Source organism: Sanguibacter sp. HDW7 (assembly GCF_011300875.1).
Taxonomy (GTDB): Bacteria; Actinomycetota; Actinomycetes; order Actinomycetales; family Cellulomonadaceae; genus Flavimobilis.
This window is the reverse complement of the sequence record NZ_CP049862.1, coordinates 878839-898571: the sequence shown is the minus strand read 5'-3', so window position 1 is coordinate 898571 and position 19733 is coordinate 878839. Positions and strand designations below refer to the sequence as shown.

At 72.0% G+C, this 19733-nt stretch carries 14 protein-coding genes; 3 read left to right on the top strand and 11 right to left on the bottom strand.

The genetic code is table 11. The features are described from left to right. Positions 1-29: 29 nt before the first annotated feature. The 11 genes from G7063_RS04065 to mtrA form a co-directional block, all read right to left on the bottom strand. Complete coding sequence (locus G7063_RS04065; RefSeq protein ID WP_166413253.1) at positions 30-908, bottom strand: sugar ABC transporter permease; 879 nt, start codon at positions 906-908, stop codon at positions 30-32. Then, on the bottom strand, positions 908-2539 hold the full coding sequence (locus G7063_RS04060) for an ABC transporter permease subunit (protein WP_166413252.1): 1632 nt from the start codon (positions 2537-2539) through the stop codon (positions 908-910). The genes G7063_RS04065 and G7063_RS04060 overlap by 1 nt, the downstream gene beginning before the upstream one ends. 90 nt (positions 2540-2629) lie before the next feature. Continuing rightward, complete coding sequence (locus tag G7063_RS04055) at positions 2630-3895, bottom strand: extracellular solute-binding protein (protein WP_166413251.1); 1266 nt, start codon at positions 3893-3895, stop codon at positions 2630-2632. A 68-nt stretch (positions 3896-3963) separates the two neighbouring features. Next, positions 3964-6012, bottom strand: a complete 2049-nt coding sequence (locus G7063_RS04050) for a beta-galactosidase (RefSeq protein WP_166413250.1) — start codon at positions 6010-6012, stop codon at positions 3964-3966. A gap of 250 nt (positions 6013-6262) precedes the next feature. Continuing rightward, on the bottom strand, positions 6263-9025 hold the full coding sequence (secA, locus tag G7063_RS04045) for a preprotein translocase subunit SecA (RefSeq protein WP_166413249.1): 2763 nt from the start codon (positions 9023-9025) through the stop codon (positions 6263-6265). Between the two features lie 100 nt (positions 9026-9125). Continuing rightward, positions 9126-10382: a winged helix-turn-helix domain-containing protein gene (locus tag G7063_RS04040; RefSeq protein WP_166413248.1), complete on the bottom strand. Its 1257-nt coding sequence runs from the start codon at positions 10380-10382 to the stop codon at positions 9126-9128. Positions 10383-10552: 170 nt separating this feature from the next. Beyond that, entirely contained in the window at positions 10553-11170 is a 618-nt protein-coding gene (gene hpf, locus G7063_RS04035) for a ribosome hibernation-promoting factor, HPF/YfiA family (RefSeq protein ID WP_166413247.1), read from the bottom strand. A gap of 217 nt (positions 11171-11387) precedes the next feature. Next, positions 11388-12110, bottom strand: a complete 723-nt coding sequence (locus G7063_RS04030) for a ComF family protein (RefSeq protein ID WP_240916180.1) — start codon at positions 12108-12110, stop codon at positions 11388-11390. Positions 12111-12216: 106 nt separating this feature from the next. After that, positions 12217-14112 (bottom strand): LpqB family beta-propeller domain-containing protein, encoded by a 1896-nt coding sequence (locus G7063_RS04025; RefSeq protein WP_166413245.1) that lies wholly within the window; start codon positions 14110-14112, stop codon positions 12217-12219. Further along, positions 14109-15791: an MtrAB system histidine kinase MtrB gene (mtrB, locus tag G7063_RS04020; RefSeq protein ID WP_166413244.1), complete on the bottom strand. Its 1683-nt coding sequence runs from the start codon at positions 15789-15791 to the stop codon at positions 14109-14111. Before mtrB ends, G7063_RS04025 begins: the two co-directional genes overlap by 4 nt. Further along, positions 15788-16471, bottom strand: a complete 684-nt coding sequence (gene mtrA / locus G7063_RS04015; RefSeq protein WP_166413243.1) for an MtrAB system response regulator MtrA — start codon at positions 16469-16471, stop codon at positions 15788-15790. Before mtrA ends, mtrB begins: the two co-directional genes overlap by 4 nt. Positions 16472-16609: 138 nt before the next feature. Between mtrA and G7063_RS04010 the strand changes: the two genes are divergently transcribed. The 3 genes from G7063_RS04010 to G7063_RS04000 are packed head-to-tail and all read left to right on the top strand — an operon-like array spanning position 16610 to position 19729. Beyond that, positions 16610-17854: a glycerophosphoryl diester phosphodiesterase membrane domain-containing protein gene (locus G7063_RS04010; protein ID WP_166413242.1), complete on the top strand. Its 1245-nt coding sequence runs from the start codon at positions 16610-16612 to the stop codon at positions 17852-17854. A 1-nt stretch (position 17855) separates the two neighbouring features. Beyond that, complete coding sequence (locus G7063_RS04005) at positions 17856-18524, top strand: DUF4129 domain-containing protein (RefSeq protein WP_166413241.1); 669 nt, start codon at positions 17856-17858, stop codon at positions 18522-18524. Then, complete coding sequence (locus G7063_RS04000; protein ID WP_166413240.1) at positions 18521-19729, top strand: DUF4350 domain-containing protein; 1209 nt, start codon at positions 18521-18523, stop codon at positions 19727-19729. Before G7063_RS04005 ends, G7063_RS04000 begins: the two co-directional genes overlap by 4 nt. Positions 19730-19733 lie beyond the last annotated feature (4 nt).

Here is a 19733-nt window from a genome sequence, read left to right as displayed (position 1 = left end):
GATCGCCGGGGCCGGCCGCCTGCGCCTCGTCAGCCCTTGACGGAACCCGCCGTGAGGCCGCTGACGATGTACTTCTGCAGCGCGAGGAACAGGACGAGCACGGGCAGCGCCGCGAGGACCGCGCCCGCCGCGAACGTGCCCCAGTTGGCGTTGAGCTGGTCGGACACCCACGTGAACATGCCCACGGCGAGCGTCCAGGACTTCTCCGACGTCAGCACGACGCGCGCGAGGATGAACTCGCCGAACGACGCGATGAAGCTCAGCAGGGCGACGACCGCGAGGATCGGTGTCGTCAGCCGCAGGACGATGCCCCAGTAGATCTGTGCGTGGGTCGCGCCGTCGATGCGTGCGGCCTCGTCGAGCTCGGTGGGGATCGTGTTGAAGAACCCGTACATGAGGAACGTGTTCGTGCCGAGGGCCCCGCCGAGGTAGACGCAGATGAGCGCGAGCTTCGAGTTGAGCCCGAGCGCGGGCACGACCTCCCCGAGGGTGAGAAGCAGGAGGAAGATTGCGACGAACGCGAGCATCTGCGGGAACATCTGGATGACGAGCAGCGTCGTGAGGCCCGTCCGACGCCCGCGGAAGCGGAAGCGGGAGAACGCGTACGCCGCCGCGGCGCCCATGAGCACCGAGCCGAGCGCCGTCGCGACCGCGACCTCGAGGCTGTTGCCGGCCCACGTCCAGTAGCGGGTGTCGGAGAGCGCCGCGAAGTTCTTCGTCGAGAACGACGTGAACAGCCTCGTCGAGCCGGTGAGCGTGCCTGACTCGGCGAACGCCGCCGAGAGCACGTAGAGCAGCGGGAACGTCGCGTAGCCGACGATGCCCACGGCGAGCAGGTATTTCCAGCCGGGCCAGCGCGTCGAGCGCTGGAGCGACGTGGCGCCCTCGGGCGCTGCGTGCGGAGCCATCAGAGCATCTCCTCGAGCTTGCGGGTCTGGCGGAAGGCGAGGACCGAGATCACGCCGACGATGACGAAGATGAGCAGCGACAGCGCCGACGCGAGCCCGTAGTCGGCCCGACCGCCCGCGACTCCCGAGATCTGGTAGACCATCGAGATGAGGATGTCCGTGTGCCCGAGCGGCGCCGACGTGTCCGTGAACCGCGGCCGCCCGTTCGTCAGCATGTAGATGAGCGTGAAGTTGTTGAAGTTGAAGGCGAACGACGAGATGATCAGCGGCGCCGTCGAGACGAGCAGGAGCGGCAGCGTGATCGCGCGCCAGATCCTCACCGGGCCGGCACCGTCGATCGTCGCGGCCTCGACGACGTCGGCGGGCAGCGACTGCAGCGCACCGGTGCACACGAGGAACCAGTACGGGTAGCTGAGCCACAGGTTGACGCCGAGGATCGCGAGCTTTGCGAGCGTCGGGTCGTCGAGCCACTCGATCCGCTGGCCGAAGAAGAACAGCTGGTTGATGATGCCGTAGTCGGGGTTCGAGTGGAGCATGCCCTTCCACAGCAGCGCCGAGAGGAACGCGGGGAACGCGTACGGCAGGATGAACAGCGTCCGCCAGACCTTCTGCCCGCGGATGCGCGGGTCGTTGAAGACCCCGGCGATGAGCAGCCCGACGAGGAAGCTCGAGAGCACCGTGAGGATCGCGAACGCGAACGTCCACACGAGGATCTTCGCGAACGGCCCGGCGTAGGCCGAGTCCGTGAAGGCCTTCGTGAAGTTCTCGAAGCCGACGACGACGCGCCAGCCGACGCCGAGCGCAGTGCCGTCCTCCGCGACGAAGGACCCGCGGTCGTTCGGTCGGTAGACGACACCCGTCTCGACGTCCGTCATGGTGTCGGCGGCGTCGTCGTACACCAGAACAGAGCGGTAGATCGCGCCGCGCGACCCGTCCTGCGTGCGGATCGACCCGGCCGCGTCGTCCTCGGAGACCGGGACGCGCAGCTCCGAGACCTTCTCGAGGAGCGCAGGGTCGCCCACGAGATCGGTGAGCGCGAGGACGTCCCAGCCGGGGACAGCCGTGATGCGCTTTCCCTCGAGGGTCGCGTCAGGAGCTGCGGCGAGCGGCGTCTCCGCGTCACCGACGCGGACGGAACCGTCGTCGACGATCGCGAAGCCGAGGGTGCCCTCGGCGTCCCGCAGGATCGAGAGCGGGTAGGACGGGGCCTCGGGGTCACGACGCTCGTTCTGGATGAGCAGCGCGTCGATCGCGCGCTCCTTCGTGAGCGTGTGCCCCGAGCCGTAGTTCGTGAAGGCCACGTAGCCCGTGTAGGCCATCGTGAAGATCTGGAACACCAGGAGGAACAGCAGGCCGGGAAGGATGTACTTGAGCGGCACGGTGCGCCGCGAGAAGTACACCCAGTCCGCCGCCGCGAGCAGCACGAGGCTGCCGCCGAGCAGGAACCACGAGCCGGCGGTCCACGCGGACCACGCGATGAAGAGCCCGAGCGCGTTGACGAGCGCCATGAGCACGAGCTTGACGACGTAGCCGTCCGTCGAGTTGAACGTCCTGGCGGGCGACTCGCGCCGGGGGCGTCGCTCCCGGCTGTCCGGGTGCGTCGCGTCGGCCGTCAGCGGTGACGACGACATGGGGTCCTCCTGGTGAGCAGGTCGAGAGACGGGGGGGAGCAGGCGCCCGCGCCCGAACGGGAGCACGAGGGCGGGCGCCTGCTCGTCAGGTCAGCCGAGCTTGGCCTCGAGGTCGGTGACCATCTTGGCCCAGCGCGCGGCCGGGTCCTTCGCCTTGCCGGCGATGATGTCGGCCGAGGCCGAGTTCCACAGGTCCCAGACGTCGCCCATCTCCGCGATCGCGGGCATCGGCACGCCGACCTCGGCCTGCTTGAGGAAGCCGGCGACGACCGGGTCGGACGCGTAGCGGTCGGCGACGACGCGCAGCGCGGGCAGACGCGGGTCGGCCTCCTGCAGCGCGGTGATGCCCTCGTCCGTCGCGACGTAGTTGACGAGGAAGTCGTTCGCGAGGAGCGCGTTCTTCGACGCGGAGGAGACGTAGAACGTCTGGACGCCGACGAACGGGGAGGCGGTCTTGCCACCGGCCGACGGGACGGGGTCGACGGCGACCTTGACGCCGTTGCCCGTGAGCGTCGCGATGGCCCAGGGGCCGGCGATCGTGTAGGCGGCCTTGCCGTCCGCGAACTCCTGGTTGGCGACGTCGTACGTGAAGTCCGTCGAGAAGACCTTGTCGCCACCCATGCCGTTCGCGCCGAGCCACTCGGCGAACTTCGCGCCGTTCTCGCCGCCCATGCCGACCTTGTTCGAGTACGAGCCGTCGTCGTTCTGGACGAAGACGGGGGCGCCGAACGACGTCTGGAGGGCGTAGTACGTGTAGCCGTCGCCCGTCGTGCCGTTCGTGTTGATGGTGAGCGGGTACGTGACGCCTGCGTCGCGGCCCTTCTTCACCATTTCGTCGAAGGTCTCCGGGGTGGAGTCGACGAGCTCGGTGTTGCGGACGACCGCGACGGTCTCCATCGCGTAGGGCAGGCCGTACGTCTGGCCGTCCCACGTGACGGCGTCGACGGCGACGTCGATGAACTCGCCCTTCTTGTCGGTGAAGTCGACGGGGGCGACGACACCGTTCTCGACGAGCGCGCCGAGCCAGTCGTGGGCGCCGATCGTGATGTCCGGGCCCTCGCCGGTGCCGACCTGCGCGATGAAGTCGGCGCGGATGTCCTCGAAGTTCTTGACGACGGTCTCGACCTGGACGCCCGTCGCGTCGGTGTACGCCTTCGCGGCGGACTCGACGGCCGGCTTGCGGTTCTCGTCGACCCAGACGGTGAGCGTCGCGTCGACGGGTGCCGGCGCCTTGCTCGTCGTCGCGGTCGTCGGTGCGGGGGTCGTGGCGCTGGGTGCGGGGTCACCCGAGCACGCGGCGAGGAGCGCGCCGACGGCCAGGACGGCCGGGACGAGCAGGGTACGGGAGGTACGCATGGTTCTTCCTTCCGGTGGTGGTACGGCGCCGTCGTCGGCGACGACGCCGTGGGATCGTCCCGCTGGCCTCAGCCCAGCGGGTCGGGAGTCGGGACGGTGGCGCGCAGGACGGCTCTTCCGCCTGCTGCCAGGTGCACGGCGGCCTCGACCGGATGGTCGGTGAGCAGCTCGTGCACCGTGCCGACGCCGGTCACGGGGACGACGACGTCGGAGTCGGTGTGGTTGAGCAGGACGGTGTACTCGACGCCGTCACCCACGCGGGTGACGGCCTCGACGCCCTCGGGGAGCGCGGGCGGGACGAGGCCCGCGTCCGCGTAGGCGGCGGCGAGGACGGGGGCGAGCCCGTCGACGTCGAGGTGCGCCGAGACGTACCAGCCGGTGCCCGCGCCGTGGGTGTGGCGCGTGATCGCGGGGCGCCCGGCGCCCGGGCCGCTCGCGTAGGTCGCGACGGTCTCGGCGCCGCCGAGGACGAGGTCCTCCTGCCAGACGCGGTGCGGGATCGTCGCGGGCTCTGCTCCCTCGGGGGCCCAGAGCACCTCGGCGGCAGCGCTCTCACGCAGCGGCAGGTACTCCTCGACACCGACGCCGAGCGCGGTGCGCAGCGGCGCGAGGAACCCGCCCTCGTGGACCGTGTCGGCCGCGTCGACCGCTGCGGCGAAGCCAGCGACGACGAGCGTGCCGCCGCCCGCGACGTATGCCGTGAGGTTGGCTGCACCCTCCGCCGTGAGCAGGTAGGACGCGGGGGCGACGACGAGCCGGTAGGCGCCGAGGTCGTCGGTCGGGCGCACGAGGTCGGTCGTGAGGTGGTCTCGCCACAGCCGCTCGTACCAGGTGCGCGTGCGCTCCTTGGCGTCCATGTCGATGCTCGGGCGCCACTCGAGGCCCTGTGCCCAGTGGGACTGCTGGTCCCACAGGAGCGCAACGTCGCTGCGCACCTTCGTGCCCTGCATCTCGCCGATCCGGGCGAGATCACGGCCGAGCTCGACGACCTCGCGGAAGACCCGGGAGTCCGTCCCGGCGTGCGGGACCATCGCCGAGTGGAACTTCTCGGCGCCGAAGCGCGAGGCCCGCCACTGGAAGAACATCACGGCGTCGGCGCCGCGCGCGACGTGGGCGAGCGAGTTGCGCGCCATCTCCCCCGCGCGCTTGGCGACGTTGCGCGGCTGCCAGTTGACGCCCGACGTCGAGTGCTCCATGAGGATCCATGGCCGGCCGGCGCCCGCGGAGCGGGTGAGGTCCGCCGCGAGGGCGAGGCCGACGTGCCCGTCGACGTCTGCGGCGGTGAGGTAGTGGTCGTTGGAGACGATGTCCGTCTCGGGGGCCCACGCGTGCATGTCGATGCCGGGGCACTCGTTCGCCATGAAGTTCGTCGTCACGGGCTGGCTCGCCCGTGCCCGGATCGCGTCACGCTCGAGGACGTAGCACTCGCGCAGCGCGTGGTCGCTGAACCGCGCGAAGTCGAGCTGCTGGGAGGGGTTGCCGATCGAGGCCGTCGGGCCGGGGAGCCCGACCTCGTCCCAGGTGCCGTAGACCTGGCCCCAGAACGTCGTGCCCCACGCGGCGTTGAGGCCGTCGAGGTTGCCGTAGCGGACCGCGAGCCACGCGCGGAACGCGACGAGCGCGTGCGGCGAGAAGTCCTCGCACACGGGTGCGCCGTACTCGTTGTGGACGTGCCACAGGACGACGGCGGGGTGGTCGGCGTAGCGCTCGGCGAGCTGCGAGGCCATGCGGACGCAGGCCTCGCGGTACTGGGGCGAGGTCGGCGCGGCCGCGCCGCGCGAGCCGGGGCCGAGCGGGACGCCGTCGCGCGTGAGGACTCGCGACTCGGGGTAGGTCGCGTAGAACCAGGCGGGCGGTGCGGCGGACGGGGTGCCGAGGTCGACGTCGATGCCCGCGCCGTGGAGGTCGTCGAGGAGGCGGTCGAGCCAGCCGAAGTCGTACTCGCCCTCGCGCGGCTCGAGCAGCGCCCAGTCCCACATGCCGACGGTCACGGTCGTCACGCCGGCCTCGCGCATGAGCACGAGGTCCTCGTCCCGGACGTCCTGCGTCCAGTGCTCGGGGTTGTAGTCCGCGCCGTATGCGATGCGGCGGCCCAGGGGCCAGGCGGTCGCCATCATGCTCCTTCGGTCGGCGCCACGCTGCGCGCCGTCGTGCAGTCGTCCCGGCTGGGAACGTTCACAGTCTGACGCAGACAGCGAAGTCGAGCCAAGTCCTCACGCGCTTCCGTTACGCGACTGTGACACACTGAGCATTGACTGTGAACGTGCGCAGTCCTGTGTGACTCCTGACATGCCACAAGGGGCGGGGTGCCCGGTCATCGACCGGGCACCCCGCCCCTTCACCGTGCCGGGTCACCCCGGCCAACGATCACTTCTTCTTGCGCGCCTTCGCGGAACGTCGCCGCTCCTCGCGGTTCCCCGAGCCGACGGCGCCGCCGTCCTCGTCGGTCGACTCCGCGTCGCCCGACTCACCCGGCGCCGAGTACTGCAGCGGCACGCGCGGCCCCGGACCGTCGAGGCCCTTGGCGACGAGCTTCGTCGCAGGACGCCCCGCCGCAGCCTCCTCGGCGTCAGCGTCGAGCGCGTCGAGATCGATCTCGTCGCCCTCGACCGCGTCGCCGGCCTCGACCGGAGCAACGCTCACCTCGAGGTTGAAGAGGTACGCGACCGACTCCTCCTTGATGGCCTCGGTCATCGACTGGAAGAGCTGGTAGCCCTCGCGCTGGTACTCGATGAGCGGGTCACGCTGGGCCATCGCCCGCAGGCCGATGCCCTCCTTGAGGTAGTCCATCTCGTAGAGGTGCTCGCGCCACTTGCGGTCGAGGACCGACAGGACGACCCGGCGCTCGAGCTCGCGGACGTTGTCCGCGCCGAGCTGTGCCTCACGCGTCGCGTACGCGACCCGCGCGTCGCCCTTGAGCTCCGTCGCGAGCAGCTCGCGCGAGACGAGCTCCCGCCCGCCCGCCTCCTCGACGACGTCGTCGACCGTGATCGACGTCGGGAAGATCGCCCGCAGACCCGTCCACAGCGTGTCGAGGTCCCACTCGTCCGGCGTGCCCTCGGCCGTCGCGCCGTCGACGTACCCGCCCACGACGTCACCGATGAAGTGCTGGATCTGGTCAGCCATGTCCTCGCCCTCGAGAACCCGACGACGCTCGTCGTAGATGACCTCGCGCTGGCGCGACATGACGTCGTCGTACTTGAGGACGTTCTTGCGGATCTCGAAGTTGCGGGCCTCGACCTGGGTCTGGGCCGACTGGATCGAGCGCGTCACCATCTTCGACTCGAGCGGCATGTCGTCCGGGAAGCCCGCGCGCGTCATCATCGACTCGGCGAGTCCCGACGCGAACAGGCGCATGAGCTCGTCCTGCATCGACAGGTAGAACCGGGACTCGCCCGGGTCGCCCTGACGGCCGGAACGACCGCGCAGCTGGTTGTCGATACGCCTCGACTCGTGGCGCTCCGTGCCGAGCACGTAGAGCCCACCGAGCTCGACGACCTCGTCATGCTCCGCCTTGACCGACTCCTCGGCCTCCGCGAGGACCTTCGGCCACGCCTCGTTGTACTCGTCGGCGTTCTCGACCGGGTCGAGACCGAGCTCGGCGATGCGGTCGCGCGCGAGGAACTCGACGTTGCCGCCGAGCATGATGTCCGTGCCTCGGCCGGCCATGTTCGTCGCGACCGTCACGGCACCCTTGCGGCCCGCCATCGCGACGACCTGCGCCTCACGCTCGTGGTGCTTGGCGTTGAGGACCTCGTGCGGGACGCCCTGCTTCTTGAGAGCCTCCGAGAGGAGCTCGGACTTCTCGACGCTCGTCGTGCCGACGAGGACCGGCTGGCCCTGCGCGTGACGCTCGACGATGTCCGCGACGACCGCCGTGAACTTGCCCGACTCGTTCTTGAACACGAGGTCGGGCTGGTCGATGCGCTGCATCGGACGGTTCGTCGGGATGGGGACGACGCCGAGCTTGTAGGTGCCCTGGAACTCGGCAGCCTCGGTGTCGGCCGTACCCGTCATGCCCGAGAGCTTGCCGTAGAGGCGGAAGTAGTTCTGGAGCGTGATCGTCGCGAGCGTCTGGTTCTCGGCCTGGATCGCGACTCCCTCCTTCGCCTCGATCGCCTGGTGCATGCCCTCGTTGTAGCGGCGGCCGGGCAGGATGCGGCCAGTGTGCTCGTCGACGATGAGGACCTCGCCCTTGAGGACGACGTAGTCCTTGTCGCGCTTGAAGAGCTCCTTGGCCTTGATGGCGTTGTTGAGGAAGCCGATGAGCGGCGTGTTGAGCGACTCGTAGAGGTTCTCGACGCCGAGGTAGTCCTCGACCTTCGCGATGCCCGGCTCGAGGACGCCGATCGTGCGCTTCTTCTCGTCGACCTCGTAGTCGGTGCCGGCCGTGAGGCGACGGACGACCTTGGCGAACTCGCTGTACCACTTGTTGACGTCGCCCGAGGCGGGGCCCGAGATGATGAGCGGCGTGCGTGCCTCGTCGATGAGGATCGAGTCGACCTCGTCGACGATCGCGTAGAAGTGGCCGCGCTGGACGAGGTCCTCGGAGGACCACGCCATGTTGTCGCGCAGGTAGTCGAAGCCGAACTCGTTGTTCGTGCCGTAGGTGATGTCCGCGGCGTACTGCTTGCGACGCTCGGCGGGGTCCATCGACGAGAGGATGCAGCCCGTCGTCATGCCGAGGAAGCGGAAGACGCGGCCCATGAGCTCGCTCTGGTACTGCGCGAGGTAGTCGTTGACCGTGACGACGTGGACGCCCTTGCCCGCGAGCGCGTTGAGGTACGCGGGCGCCGTCGCGACGAGCGTCTTGCCCTCACCGGTCTTCATCTCGGCGATGTTGCCGAGGTGGAGAGCCGCGCCACCCATGAGCTGGACGTCGAAGTGGCGCTGGCCGAGCGTGCGGCGCGCAGCCTCGCGGACCGCGGCGAAGGCCTCCGGCATGAGGTCGTCGAGCGTCTCGCCCTCCTCGAGGCGGGCGCGGAAGCGCACCGTCTCCTCGCGGAGCTCCTCGTCGGAGAGCGCTGTGAAGCTGTCCTCGAGCTTGTTCACCTGGGCAGCGACGCCCGACAGCTTCTTGAGGATGCGTCCTTCGCCGAGGCGGAGGACCTTCTCGAGGATCGCAGCCACGCGCCACTCCCGAATCGTTGAGGTTGAGTCCGTCGACCTGGACGACGACGGCATACGCGCCCATCCTATGCGCGGACGGGCCTGCCAGGTCACACCAGGGTCACGGCACTACGCGCAGAGCGGACACGAGATCCCCGCGCGCGCCCTCCGGGACGACGACCCGGTCCGCCCCGAGCCACGCGCCGAGCCGCGCGAGCTCGGCCCGGACGACACCCGGGAGGTCCGCGACCGGGCGGCCCTGGGGCCCCGGGGGCCGGCCCGGCTCGGCGAACGCCCCGAGCACCTCGACGGCCCGGGCGCGGCGGTCGTGCCGCAGGTCGAGCCGCGCGACGAACCTGTCCCCCACGAGCAGCGGGAGCGCGTAGTAGCCGTACGTCCGGCGGGCCGCGGGTGTGTAGATCTCGATGCGGTACTCGACCCCGAAGAGCGCCTCGAGCCGGGGCCGGAACCACACGAGCGGGTCGAACGGGCTCACGAGCGTCGTCGCGCGCGCCGTCCCGGGCAGCACCGCGTCCCGGTGGAGGTACGTCGGCGCGTCCCAGCCGCGCACCGTGACGGGGCGCAGCGTGCCGTCCTCGACGAGCTCGGCGAGGGCCGCGTCGACAAGGGGGCCGCGCAGCCGGAAGTAGTCGCGGAAGCACGCGGCCGTGCCGACCCCGTGCGCGCGCGCCCCGATCTCGAGCAGCCCGCGCACGCACGTCGCGTCGTCAGGCTCGGCCGCGAGGACGTCCGCCGGCAGGACGCGCTCCGGGAGGTCGTAGAGCCGCTCGAAGGTCGGGGTCCGTCCCGCGACCGCGACCCCGCCCGTCGTGAGCAGAAGCTCGAGGCAGCGCTTGGCGACCGACCAGTTCCAGCCCCACTCCGTGCGCGCGCCGCGCGGGTGCTCGTGCTCGATCGCGTCCTGCACGCCTGCCGCCGTCACGGGACCGAGCTCACTGACGAGCTCGCGCACGCGCGCGACGACCTCGGGGTGCGTCCGCGCGACCGACGAGATGCCGCCCCACGCGTACTCCTCGGCACGCCGTCGCCGCATCGCGAGCAGCGGGTACGTGCCGACCGGGACGAACGAGGCCTCGTGCGCCCACGTCTCGACGAGCCGACGCGGTCCCCTGCCGGCCGCGCGGTCGAGCGCCGCGACGTCGTACGCACCGTGCCGCGAGTACGTCGGGACGAGGTGGGCGCGCGCGAGCACCTGGATCGAGTCGATCTGCAGCAGGCCCCGGGACACGACCGAGCGCGCGAGCGCGGCGGGCCCCAGCCCGGGCGTCTCCGCGGGACTGGGGCGGTGCAGGCCCTGCGCGCCGAGCGCGACACGACGGGCCTCGGCGAGGGACAGCGTCTCGCGGGTGATCGGCATGCCCCGATCGAACCACGCGCCACCGACATCGCCGCAGTCTCCGCCCGCGCAGGGCCGCAACGTGTCGCGGCCACCGGCCCGTTCCTCACGCGCACGACGCGGGCGAGGCCCCGGTCCTGGGAACCGGGGCCTCGCCGACGTGCTGTGCGGTCGCGGACGTCCGCGGGGGCCTACTCCTCGGTGACGTCGAGCTCGATGACGCCGTACGACCAGCCGCGGCGGTTGTAGACGGCCGACGGTCGTCCCGTCGCGGAGTTGACGAAGAGGAAGAAGTCGTGGCCGACGAGCTCCATCTCGTAGAGCGCGTCATCGATCGACATGGGACGGGCGGCGTGGACCTTCTGCCGGATGACGACCGGCGAGTCGCCGAGCATCGACTCCGAGCTCTCGCCCGCGGCGAGCGGCGCGGCCGGGGCCTCCGGCTCGGCCGGAGCCTCCTCAGAGTACGGGCGGACGTCGACGGGCGGGGCGACCATGTTCCCGCGGTGGTCCTTGCGGCGGTCACGGACGCGACGGAGACGCTCCATGAGCTTCGCGCTCGCGAGATCGAGCGCCGCGTAGCGGTCGTCCGCCGCGGCCTCCGCCCGGACGACCGGGCCCTTGTCTCGGACGGTGAGCTCGACCTTCTCCCGCACGTCGGCGAGCCGGGGGTTCTTCTCCTCCGTGACCTCGACCTCGATACGCTGCGCGCGCGGCGCGAGCTGCGAGACCTTGCTGAGCTTGTCCTCGACGTGTCGGCGGAAACGCTCGGGCACCTCGGTGTGCCGGCCGACGATCGCGATCTCCATATGAGCCTCCGTTGTGGGCTGGCGAACGCTCCCCTCCGGAGCGCTCGCGGACTGTCGTCTGGGGGTGGGCCTCCTGGGCCTCGAGGTCCGATCACCTCCTTGACGAGTCGTCTGACGTCCCACCGTCACCCGCGCCGGGACACAGATGGTCCGGCGCGAGGTCCAGGTGGGCTGGCTCACGACGAGCCTATCCCGTCCGGCGTCGTGGTCGCAGCCCCTACGTCCCTGGACACGACGGGAAAGCGGGCGCGAGAGTCCCCGGGGCCAGTGGCGTCGCCGCGAGGACGACCGCCCCGAGCACGCTCCTGCCCGCCCGCGCCAGCGTGTCGTGCACCGCGGCGAGCGTCGCTCCGGTCGTGAGGACGTCGTCGACGACGAGGACGGGCACGTCGGACTCCGTCGGCCGGGCGACGAGTGCCCCCGCGAGGTTGTGACCGCGGGCGTCGCGCCCCAGCCCCGCCTGGTCGCGGACGCCGAGCCGACGGCGCAGCACTCGGGCGTCGGGCCGCGCGCCCACACCGCTCGCCCGCAGGCCGGCCGAGAGAGCTGCGGCAAGCCCGACGACGGGCACGCAGCCGCGCCGGAGCGTCGACCGCGGCGAGGACGGCACCGGGACGACGTCGACCCGGCACGTCACCTCCCTCAGGGCGACCGCGAGCGTCTCCCCCGCGGCAAGCATCGACGCCGCGAGCGCGGCGTCGACGTCACGCCGCCCTCCGTCCTTCCACGCGACGACGAGCCCGTGGACGGGGCCCCGCAGCGCCGCGAGCGCCCACACGGGCAGCGGTGGCAGGCCGTCGGTGCGGTCGAGGCGCGGCGCCCCGCGCTCGCACCGCCACGGGTCGCCGAGCAGGGCGCGGCACCCGGGGCACAGCACGACGCCCCGTGCACCGCACCCCGCGCACGCCAGGGGGACGACGAGGTCCCCCAGACGTGCCAAGGGGCGCCACCGGGCAGGGTCCACCCGGAGAGCCTCGGACGCGACGTCCACGGCCGGCGTCCGTCTGTGGACGGCCCGCGCCTCGCACGTGACTGTGGTCGGCGGCTCAGCCCGGGTAGGTGAGGCGCCGGACCCCCGAGACGACGGGCGTCCAGTTCGTGCCCGTCGCACCGCGGCCGAAGACGTCGCCCGACGACGTCTCGACGTACACCGCACGCCGGCCGCGTCCCGACGTGAGTCCCACGACGTCGTCGACGGTCGACATCGCCTCGCTCGTGCCGCCGATCGGCACGACGTACGCCGACAGGTGCGTCCCCCCGGGCGGCGCACCGAGCACGACGAGAGTCGACTCGTCCACCCAGTCGACGTCCGTCACGGTCGTGATCGACGCCCCGCCGCTCACCGGTGTCGTCAGGCCGGTCGGGGTCCCGTCCTCGGCCCGCACGACCCCTGCGACGAACACGCGTGACGCCTCGGGCGCGCCGACGACGACCGCGACGCGCGCCCCGTCGCGCGCGACGCGCAGCGCCACGACCTCGGTGTCCTCGAGCCACGGCGCGTCGAGCAGAACAGGATCCTCGTCGCCCGGCGCGAGGACCATGAGCGATGCGCCGTGCGTCCGGTCGGCCGTCCACACGCGGCCCGTCCGGTCGACCGACGGCACGACGAGGCGATTGCCCTCGACGAGCGTCGTCGGCGGCGCACCGTCCGGCGTGAGCCGGAGGATGCGGCTGTGCCCGTCGCGCGCGACGAGCGTCGCCCCGTCGGCGGAGACGGCGAGCCCCGTGACGTCGACGCCCTCGAGCGGCGCGACACCCTCGACGGGGACGAGCTCACGGCCCTCGAGGCGCACGACGACGGAGTCGGCGGTCCGCAGCCCGACCGGCGCGCCACCGGGCGACGGGTCTCGCTCGATCGCGAGCGGCGACGCCCCCGTGAGGGGCACGCCCCCGACCATGAGGTTGACGCCCGCGATCCCGAGCGTCCGCAGCGTCGCATCGATCTGCGCGGCGAGGAGCGAGCGCTGCGGCTCGTCGGCCGCGAGCACCTGCTGGCTGAGGTCGACGTCGACGCGGCCCGCCTCACCCGTCCGCACGCCCTCGACCGACAGCGTCGTGCCGGCCGGCGCCCCCGTGACGACGACGTCGCGGAGCAGCGGCGACGGCCCGGCGAGGAGCGAGGAGATCGCGTACGAGGCGTGGTTCTCCCGCGGGAACCAGCGCACCTCGGGGACGAGGTAGGCGAGGTCCGTCGTCGCGAAGTACACCGCCGTGGCCTCGTAGGCCGCGCGGAAGTTCGGCTGCGAGACGAGGAGCCCGTCGGGCACCTCCGAGATCCGCCATTCGCCGTCAGCCGTGCGCTCGAGCTCGACCTGGACGTCCTGGACGGCCTCGGGGTCGGCCTCCGTGAGCCGGCCCGTCCCGTCGACGGACGCGGCGACGCGTGCGTGCCCGGTGAGGGCGAGCTGCGTCGCGGCGGCGACGTCGAGCGTCGGCGTGGGCTCCGGGGTCTCCCCCGTGGGCGTTCCCGTGTCAGGTCCGCGCGTCCCCGGCGACCCGCCGTCGGTGGCCGACCCGCGGTCGGTCGTCTCATCGCCGCCGGCGTCGGTCTGCGTCGGGTCGTCGGGGTCCGTCCCGGGCGCGCCCGGGGCCGGGATCTCGGACGGGGCGTCGAACGTCAGATCGCCCGCGAACACCGTGATGCCCGTGCGCGGGTCCCACCCGTCGACCGCCGCCGGGGTGAGGAACGTGCGCGCGGTCTCGAAGCGGTCGACCGCTCCCGCGGCCTGCGCCGTGACGAACCCGCGGACGATCTGCTCGGGCGACGCGCCCGCGACGGGCCCGTCGATGATGAGGTAGATCGGGTCCTGGTCGTCGACGACGCCTGCCTCGCCGCGCGAGACCGGCCCCGAGGTCGGCAGCGACACGCAGCCCGCGAGCGCGGCGGCCGCGCACGCCGCCACCGCCACCGTGCGGGCCCTGCGCCCCGTCGTCGCGCTCATGCGTCCTCCTCGTCGTCGGCGAGCACCGGGACCGAGGCGGCCCCGTACCCGCCCGGCGTGCTGTGCGGGTCGTGATGCACGGGGTCACGCGGCTCGGCGCTCTCGGGCACGAGCGGCACGGGCGACGTCGCGAGCCGGATGCCGGCGCGCCGCGGCAGCGTGAGCCGGAACGCCGCGCCCTCCCCCGGACGGCCCCAGGCCTCGAGCCAGCCGCCGTGCAGGCGCGCGTCCTCGAGCGAGATCGCGAGGCCGAGACCGGTGCCACCCGTCGTCCGGGCACGCGCGGGGTCCGCGCGCCAGAACCTGTCGAAGACACGCGTGGCGGCCTCAGCCGTCATGCCGACCCCGAAGTCTCTCACGTGCACGGCGACGGCCTGCGCGTCCGAGGCGACCGTCACCTCGACGGGCCCCTCCTCAGCGTGCTCGATCGCATTGACGAGCAGGTTGCGCACGATGCGCTCGAGCCGCACCGGGTCGACGTCGGCGCGCGCGGGCGCGTCCTCGTAGTCGACCGAGAGGAAGACACCCTTGGCGCTCGCCAGGGGCACCGCGTTGTCGACGGCGCGGTCGACGATGTCGCGCACGTCGCGGTGCTCCGCGTCGAGGGTCGCGGCGCCCGCGTCGAAGCGTGAGATCTCGAGAAGGTCCGCGAGGAGCGACTCGAAGCGGTCGAGCTGGAGCGAGAGCAGCTCCGCCGAGCGGCGCACGACCGGGTTGAACTCGTCCTTCGCGTCGTTGATCATCTCGGCGGCCATGCGGATCGTCGTGAGCGGTGTGCGCAGCTCGTGGGAGACGTCGGAGACGAAGCGGCGCTGGAGCGCGCTGAGCGCCTCCATCTGCTCGATCTGACGCTGGAGGCTCGCGGCCATCTCGTTGAACGACCGGCCGAGCGTCGCCATCTCGTCGCTGCCCCGCACCGCGAGGCGCTCGCCGAGGTGCCCCTCGGCGAGGCGCTCCGCGCTGAGCGCGGCGCGCTGGACGGGGCTGACGACCTGCCGGGTCGAGACGAAGGTGATGACGACGAGGATCGCGATGAGCGCCGCGGCGCCGACGAGCAGCACGCCCTGGATGAACCCGAGCGTGTCCTGCTCGGCCCCGAGCGAGTACACGAAGTACAGCTCGAACGGGCCCGCGAGCGGGACCTCGACGAGCGACCCGACGACGATGCCGGGCCCGCTGCCCGTCGCGTCCGGCACGGCGACCGACTGCCACTGCTGGCCGTCGCCCCGGACGACGGCCGCGCGCAGGGCATCGCTGATGAGCGGGATGAGGGCCTGCGCCGTCGTGATGTCGACGATCCCGGGCGCGACCTGGGCTGCCTCGGTGCGCAGGAGCACGACCTCGCGCGAGCTCGTGCCGCTCGAGCGCAGCTTGGGCAGCATGTCGTTGAGGAGCAGCTGCACCTGCGTCGACGTCGCGGCCGTCGACGTGTCGAACGTCAGCTGTGCCTGCTGCGTCGTCCGCGCCGAGTCGAGGAGGACCTCGTCGAGGCGCTGGTCGAACACACCGTCCCGGATCGAGCCCGACAGGTAGCCGCCGAGCACGAGGAGCAGGACGGTCCCGACGACGAGAGCCGTCGAGACGACCTTGACCTGGATCGAGCGACGCCACCGACGCGCGAGCCTGCCGAGCGGCCCCGCGAGCGCGGGTCCCTCGGCGACGACGCCGTCCGCGCTCATGCCCCCGCGGCGCCTGCCCGGTAGCCCACACCACGGACCGTCACGACGATCTCGGGGCGCTCGGGATCGTGCTCGATCTTCGAGCGCAGCCGCTGGACGTGGACGTTGACGAGGCGCGTGTCCGCCGCGTGGCGGTAGCCCCAGACCTTCTCGAGGAGGACCTCGCGCGAGAACACCTGCCACGGCTTGCGCGCGAGCGCCACGAGCAGGTCGAACTCGAGCGGGGTGAGGGAGATCGGCTCGCCGCCGCGCAGGACACGGTGACCCGTGACATCGATCTCGAGGTCGCCGATCGTCAGCCGCTCGGCCTCGACCTCCTCGTTGCGGCGCAGGCGGGCACGGATGCGCGCGATGAGCTCCTTGGGCTTGAACGGCTTGGAGACATAGTCGTCGGCACCCGCCTCGAGCCCCAGGACGACGTCGACCGTGTCGGTGCGCGCCGTGAGCATGATGATGGGGACGCCCGACTCGGCTCGGATGAGGCGGCAGACCTCGTTGCCGTCCTTGCCGGGCAGCATGAGGTCGAGCAGCACGACGTCGGGCTTCGACGCTCGGAAGGCCGCGAGGGCGCCGTCGCCGTCGGCGCAGAACGACGGCTCGAACCCCTCCGAGCGCAGGACGATGCCGATCATCTCCGCCAGTGCGGTGTCGTCATCGACGACGAGAACGCGTTCCTTCATGCGCGCCAGTCTGCCATCTGCCGAGGCCACGTGGCACGACCCACCCTGCGCCGATGGGTCGGTTCGTGGCACGATGGCGCGTGTCCGTGCGGCGACGCGTCGCCGGGCACCACGTGACGGGGCTGGGAGATCGCACTGATGACGAGTGGAGACGGGGCCGGTTGGGGCCTTCCCGACGCTGAGGGCAACGGGACTGACGCGCGGCCCGAACCGCGCTACGGCCAGTACGCGCCGCCGCCGGACCCGACGGGCGCCACGCAGCCCCCGTCCGGCCAGCCCCAGTACGGCCAGCCGCAACACGGCCAGCCCCAGTACGGCCAGCCGCAATACGGCCAGCCCCAATACGGCCAGCCGCAGTACGGCCAGGCCGGCCCCGGCTACGGTGCGCCGCAGGGCTTCTCGGGTCCGCCGCCGTCGCTCCGCCCCGGCATCATCCCGCTGCGTCCGCTCGGCCTCGGCGAGATCTTCGACGGCTCGTTCGGCGCGATCCGCACGAACCCGCGGGTCATGGTCGGCCTGACGACGCTCGTCGTGACGATCGCCGCCGTCGTCGGGATCCTCGGTCAGATGCTCCTCGCAGAGATCTTCCCCCAGGTCTTCGGCTCGGGCCTCGCCTCCCTCTTCGGTGACGAGCTCGCCGCGGAGGACCTCGCAGACGCGCAGTCGTTTCTCGACTCGTTTGTCACGATGCTGCTTCTGCTCCCGATCATGACTCTCGTCGTCACGCCCGTGATGACCGGCATGCTCACGGTGTCCGTCTCGCGCTCCGTCCTCGGCCGCAAGGCCTCGATCGGCGAGATCTGGGCCGCGACACGTCCCGCGATCTGGCGTCTCATCGGGCTGACGTTCTTCCTCGGCCTCGCGGCGACGATCGTCAGCGGCGGGGTGATCGCCGCGTCCTTTCTCGCCCTGTCGAGAATCTCTGACCTCGACGGCGGTGGCCTCGCTTTCGGCGTGCTCGTCGTCCTTCTCATCGTCGCCCTCTTCGTCGCGCTCGTCTGGTTCACCGTCCGCACGATGCTCATCGCGCCGTGCATCGTCCTCGAAAGGCTGCCGATCGGTGCCGCGATCGTCCGCGGGTGGGGGCTCACGCGCGGCGGGTTCTGGCGCCTTTTCGGCATCTACCTCCTCGCACAGATCGCCGTGAGCATCGTCGCGCAGATCGTCGCGATCCCCCTGGGGATCGTCGCCGGGCTCCTCGCGGTCGTCGCCCCCGCCGGACTCATGATGACCGGCATCACGATGCTCACGACGATCGTCAGCTACGTCGTGACGATCACGTTCATGAGCGCCCTTCTCGCACTCCTCTACATCGACGTCCGCATGCGGCGCGAGGGCCTCGACGTCGAGCTCGCCGCGGCCGCGGCACGCGAGACCCGCTGAGGTGCTCGCCGCTGCCTGGGCCGCCCTGAGCGTCCCCGTCGACCCCGACGCGCCGACCGCGCGCCGGTGGCTCGAGGACGAGCTGGCCCGGCCCGAGTACCACGAGGGTCCCTCGCTCGTCGAGCGCGTCATCGGGTGGATCATCGAGAAGATCTCCGGCCTGCTCGACGCCACCGGATCGATGAACCCGGTCGTGCTCGTCGCCGTCGTCGGGGTCGTCCTCGCCATCGTCGGCGTCGCGCTCTGGGTCGCGGGCCCCGCACGGCTCCGGGCCAAGCAGCTCGCACCCGGCGCGCTCGCTGCAGCCGACGACTCTCGGACGTCCGAGCAGATGCGTGCCGCCTCCCTCGCAGCGGCCTCCCACGGAGACCTCACGACCGCCGTCGTCGAACGCTTCCGTGCCGTCGTGCGTGCGGCCGAGGAACGCGTCGTCCTCACCGAGATGCCAGGCCGCACCGCCGACGAGGCAGCGGCGGAGCTCGGTGCCGCGTTCCCCGGTGCGAGCACCAGCATCCGCAGCGCCGCGCGCGTCTTCGACGACACGCTCTACGGCGAACGTCCCGCGACCACCCAGCACCTCACGGCGGTCGTCGCCCTCGACGACGAGCTCGGGTCAACGCGTCCGCTTCCGACCGCCGAGCGTGCCACCGTCCCCGGGAGGCTCGCATGAGCACCGCCGAGCAGGACCTCGCTCCCGCGGGCGTCACCGGGGACAGCACCGACCTGCGCTCACGCGTCCGCACCCGGTGGCACCGGTGGCGCTGGCCCGTCGGCATCCTCGTCGTCGTGGTCGTCGCGGTCGCCGCGCTCGTGGTCCTCACCCCGCGCCGCAGCGACGTCCCCCTCGACGTGCGCAACGTCGGCGGCGACGGTGCCCGCGCCGTCGCCGAGGTCCTGCGCAGGCAAGGCGTCGACGTCGCTCGGGCGTCGAGCGCGCAGGACGCCGCACGCCGCGCGGGAAGCGGCGAGACTCTCGCCGTCGTCGGCGGCGCCTCCCTCGACGACGCCGCTCTCGACGCGCTCGCCGGCACACGCGCCGACCTCGTGCTCATCGCCGTCGACCCCGCGGTCGTCGCACGGCTCACGCAGGGCCGCGTGGCCCTGGCTCCGGACGGGACCGTCCCCACCGTGCCCCTCGACGCGGGCTGCGCCGACCCCGACGCGGTCGCAGCAGGCCGGATCGCCGTCGACGGAGCGACGTACACCGCCGACGACGACGCCACGACGTGCTTCGTCCTCCCCGGCGATTCTGCCGCCGTCGTCTCCGTCGTCCTCGACGACGGTCGCCGCGTCGACGTCCTCGGCTCAGCCGGCCTCGTGCGGAACGACTCCGTCACGCGCGAGGGCAATGCGGCGCTCGCGCTGCGCACGCTCGGCCGCCACGACTCCCTCGTGTGGTTCCTGCCTCGGAACCCGGCGCTCGAGGGCGAGATGTCGGGCGCGACCAACCCCGGCCTCCTTGACCTCCTGCCGGACTGGGCCCGCTCGATGACGCTCCTCGCCGCGTTCGTGCTCCTCGGCACCGTCCTGTGGCGTGGACGCAGGCTCGGGCCTGTCATCTCCGAGGAGCTGCCCGTCGAGGTCCGCGCCGTCGAGTCGACTTACGGGCGAGGCCGTCTCTACCGACGCGCCGCCGCGCGCGGGCACTCGGCGGCAGCGCTCCGCGCGGGCGCCGCCGACCGGATGGCCCGGCGCGTCGGGCTGCCGCGCTCGGCCGACGGGCCTTCTCTCGTCGACTCCGTCGCACGCGCGACCGGACGCGACCCGCTCGAGATCGCGTCCGTCCTCCACGGCCCACCACCCCCCGACGACGCGGCGTTCGCCGCTCTCATCCACCAGCTTGACCAGCTCGAGAGAGAGGTTGACCGCTCGTGACCGA

Bases quoted from the DNA above. Each gene is read 5' to 3' on its own strand.
- G7063_RS04065 (WP_166413253.1), bottom strand. From the start codon at position 908: ATGGCTCCGCACGCAGCGCCCGAGGGCGCCACGTCGCTCCAGCGCTCG.
- G7063_RS04060 (WP_166413252.1), bottom strand. From the start codon at position 2,539: ATGTCGTCGTCACCGCTGACGGCCGACGCGACGCACCCGGACAGCCGG.
- G7063_RS04055 (WP_166413251.1), bottom strand. From the start codon at position 3,895: ATGCGTACCTCCCGTACCCTGCTCGTCCCGGCCGTCCTGGCCGTCGGC.
- G7063_RS04050 (WP_166413250.1), bottom strand. From the start codon at position 6,012: ATGATGGCGACCGCCTGGCCCCTGGGCCGCCGCATCGCATACGGCGCG.
- G7063_RS04040 (WP_166413248.1), bottom strand. From the start codon at position 10,382: ATGCCGATCACCCGCGAGACGCTGTCCCTCGCCGAGGCCCGTCGTGTC.
- hpf (WP_166413247.1), bottom strand. From the start codon at position 11,170: ATGGAGATCGCGATCGTCGGCCGGCACACCGAGGTGCCCGAGCGTTTC.
- G7063_RS04025 (WP_166413245.1), bottom strand. From the start codon at position 14,112: ATGAGCGCGACGACGGGGCGCAGGGCCCGCACGGTGGCGGTGGCGGCG.
- mtrB (WP_166413244.1), bottom strand. From the start codon at position 15,791: ATGAGCGCGGACGGCGTCGTCGCCGAGGGACCCGCGCTCGCGGGGCCG.
- mtrA (WP_166413243.1), bottom strand. From the start codon at position 16,471: ATGAAGGAACGCGTTCTCGTCGTCGATGACGACACCGCACTGGCGGAG.
- G7063_RS04010 (WP_166413242.1), top strand. From the start codon at position 16,610: ATGACGAGTGGAGACGGGGCCGGTTGGGGCCTTCCCGACGCTGAGGGC.
- G7063_RS04000 (WP_166413240.1), top strand. From the start codon at position 18,521: ATGAGCACCGCCGAGCAGGACCTCGCTCCCGCGGGCGTCACCGGGGAC.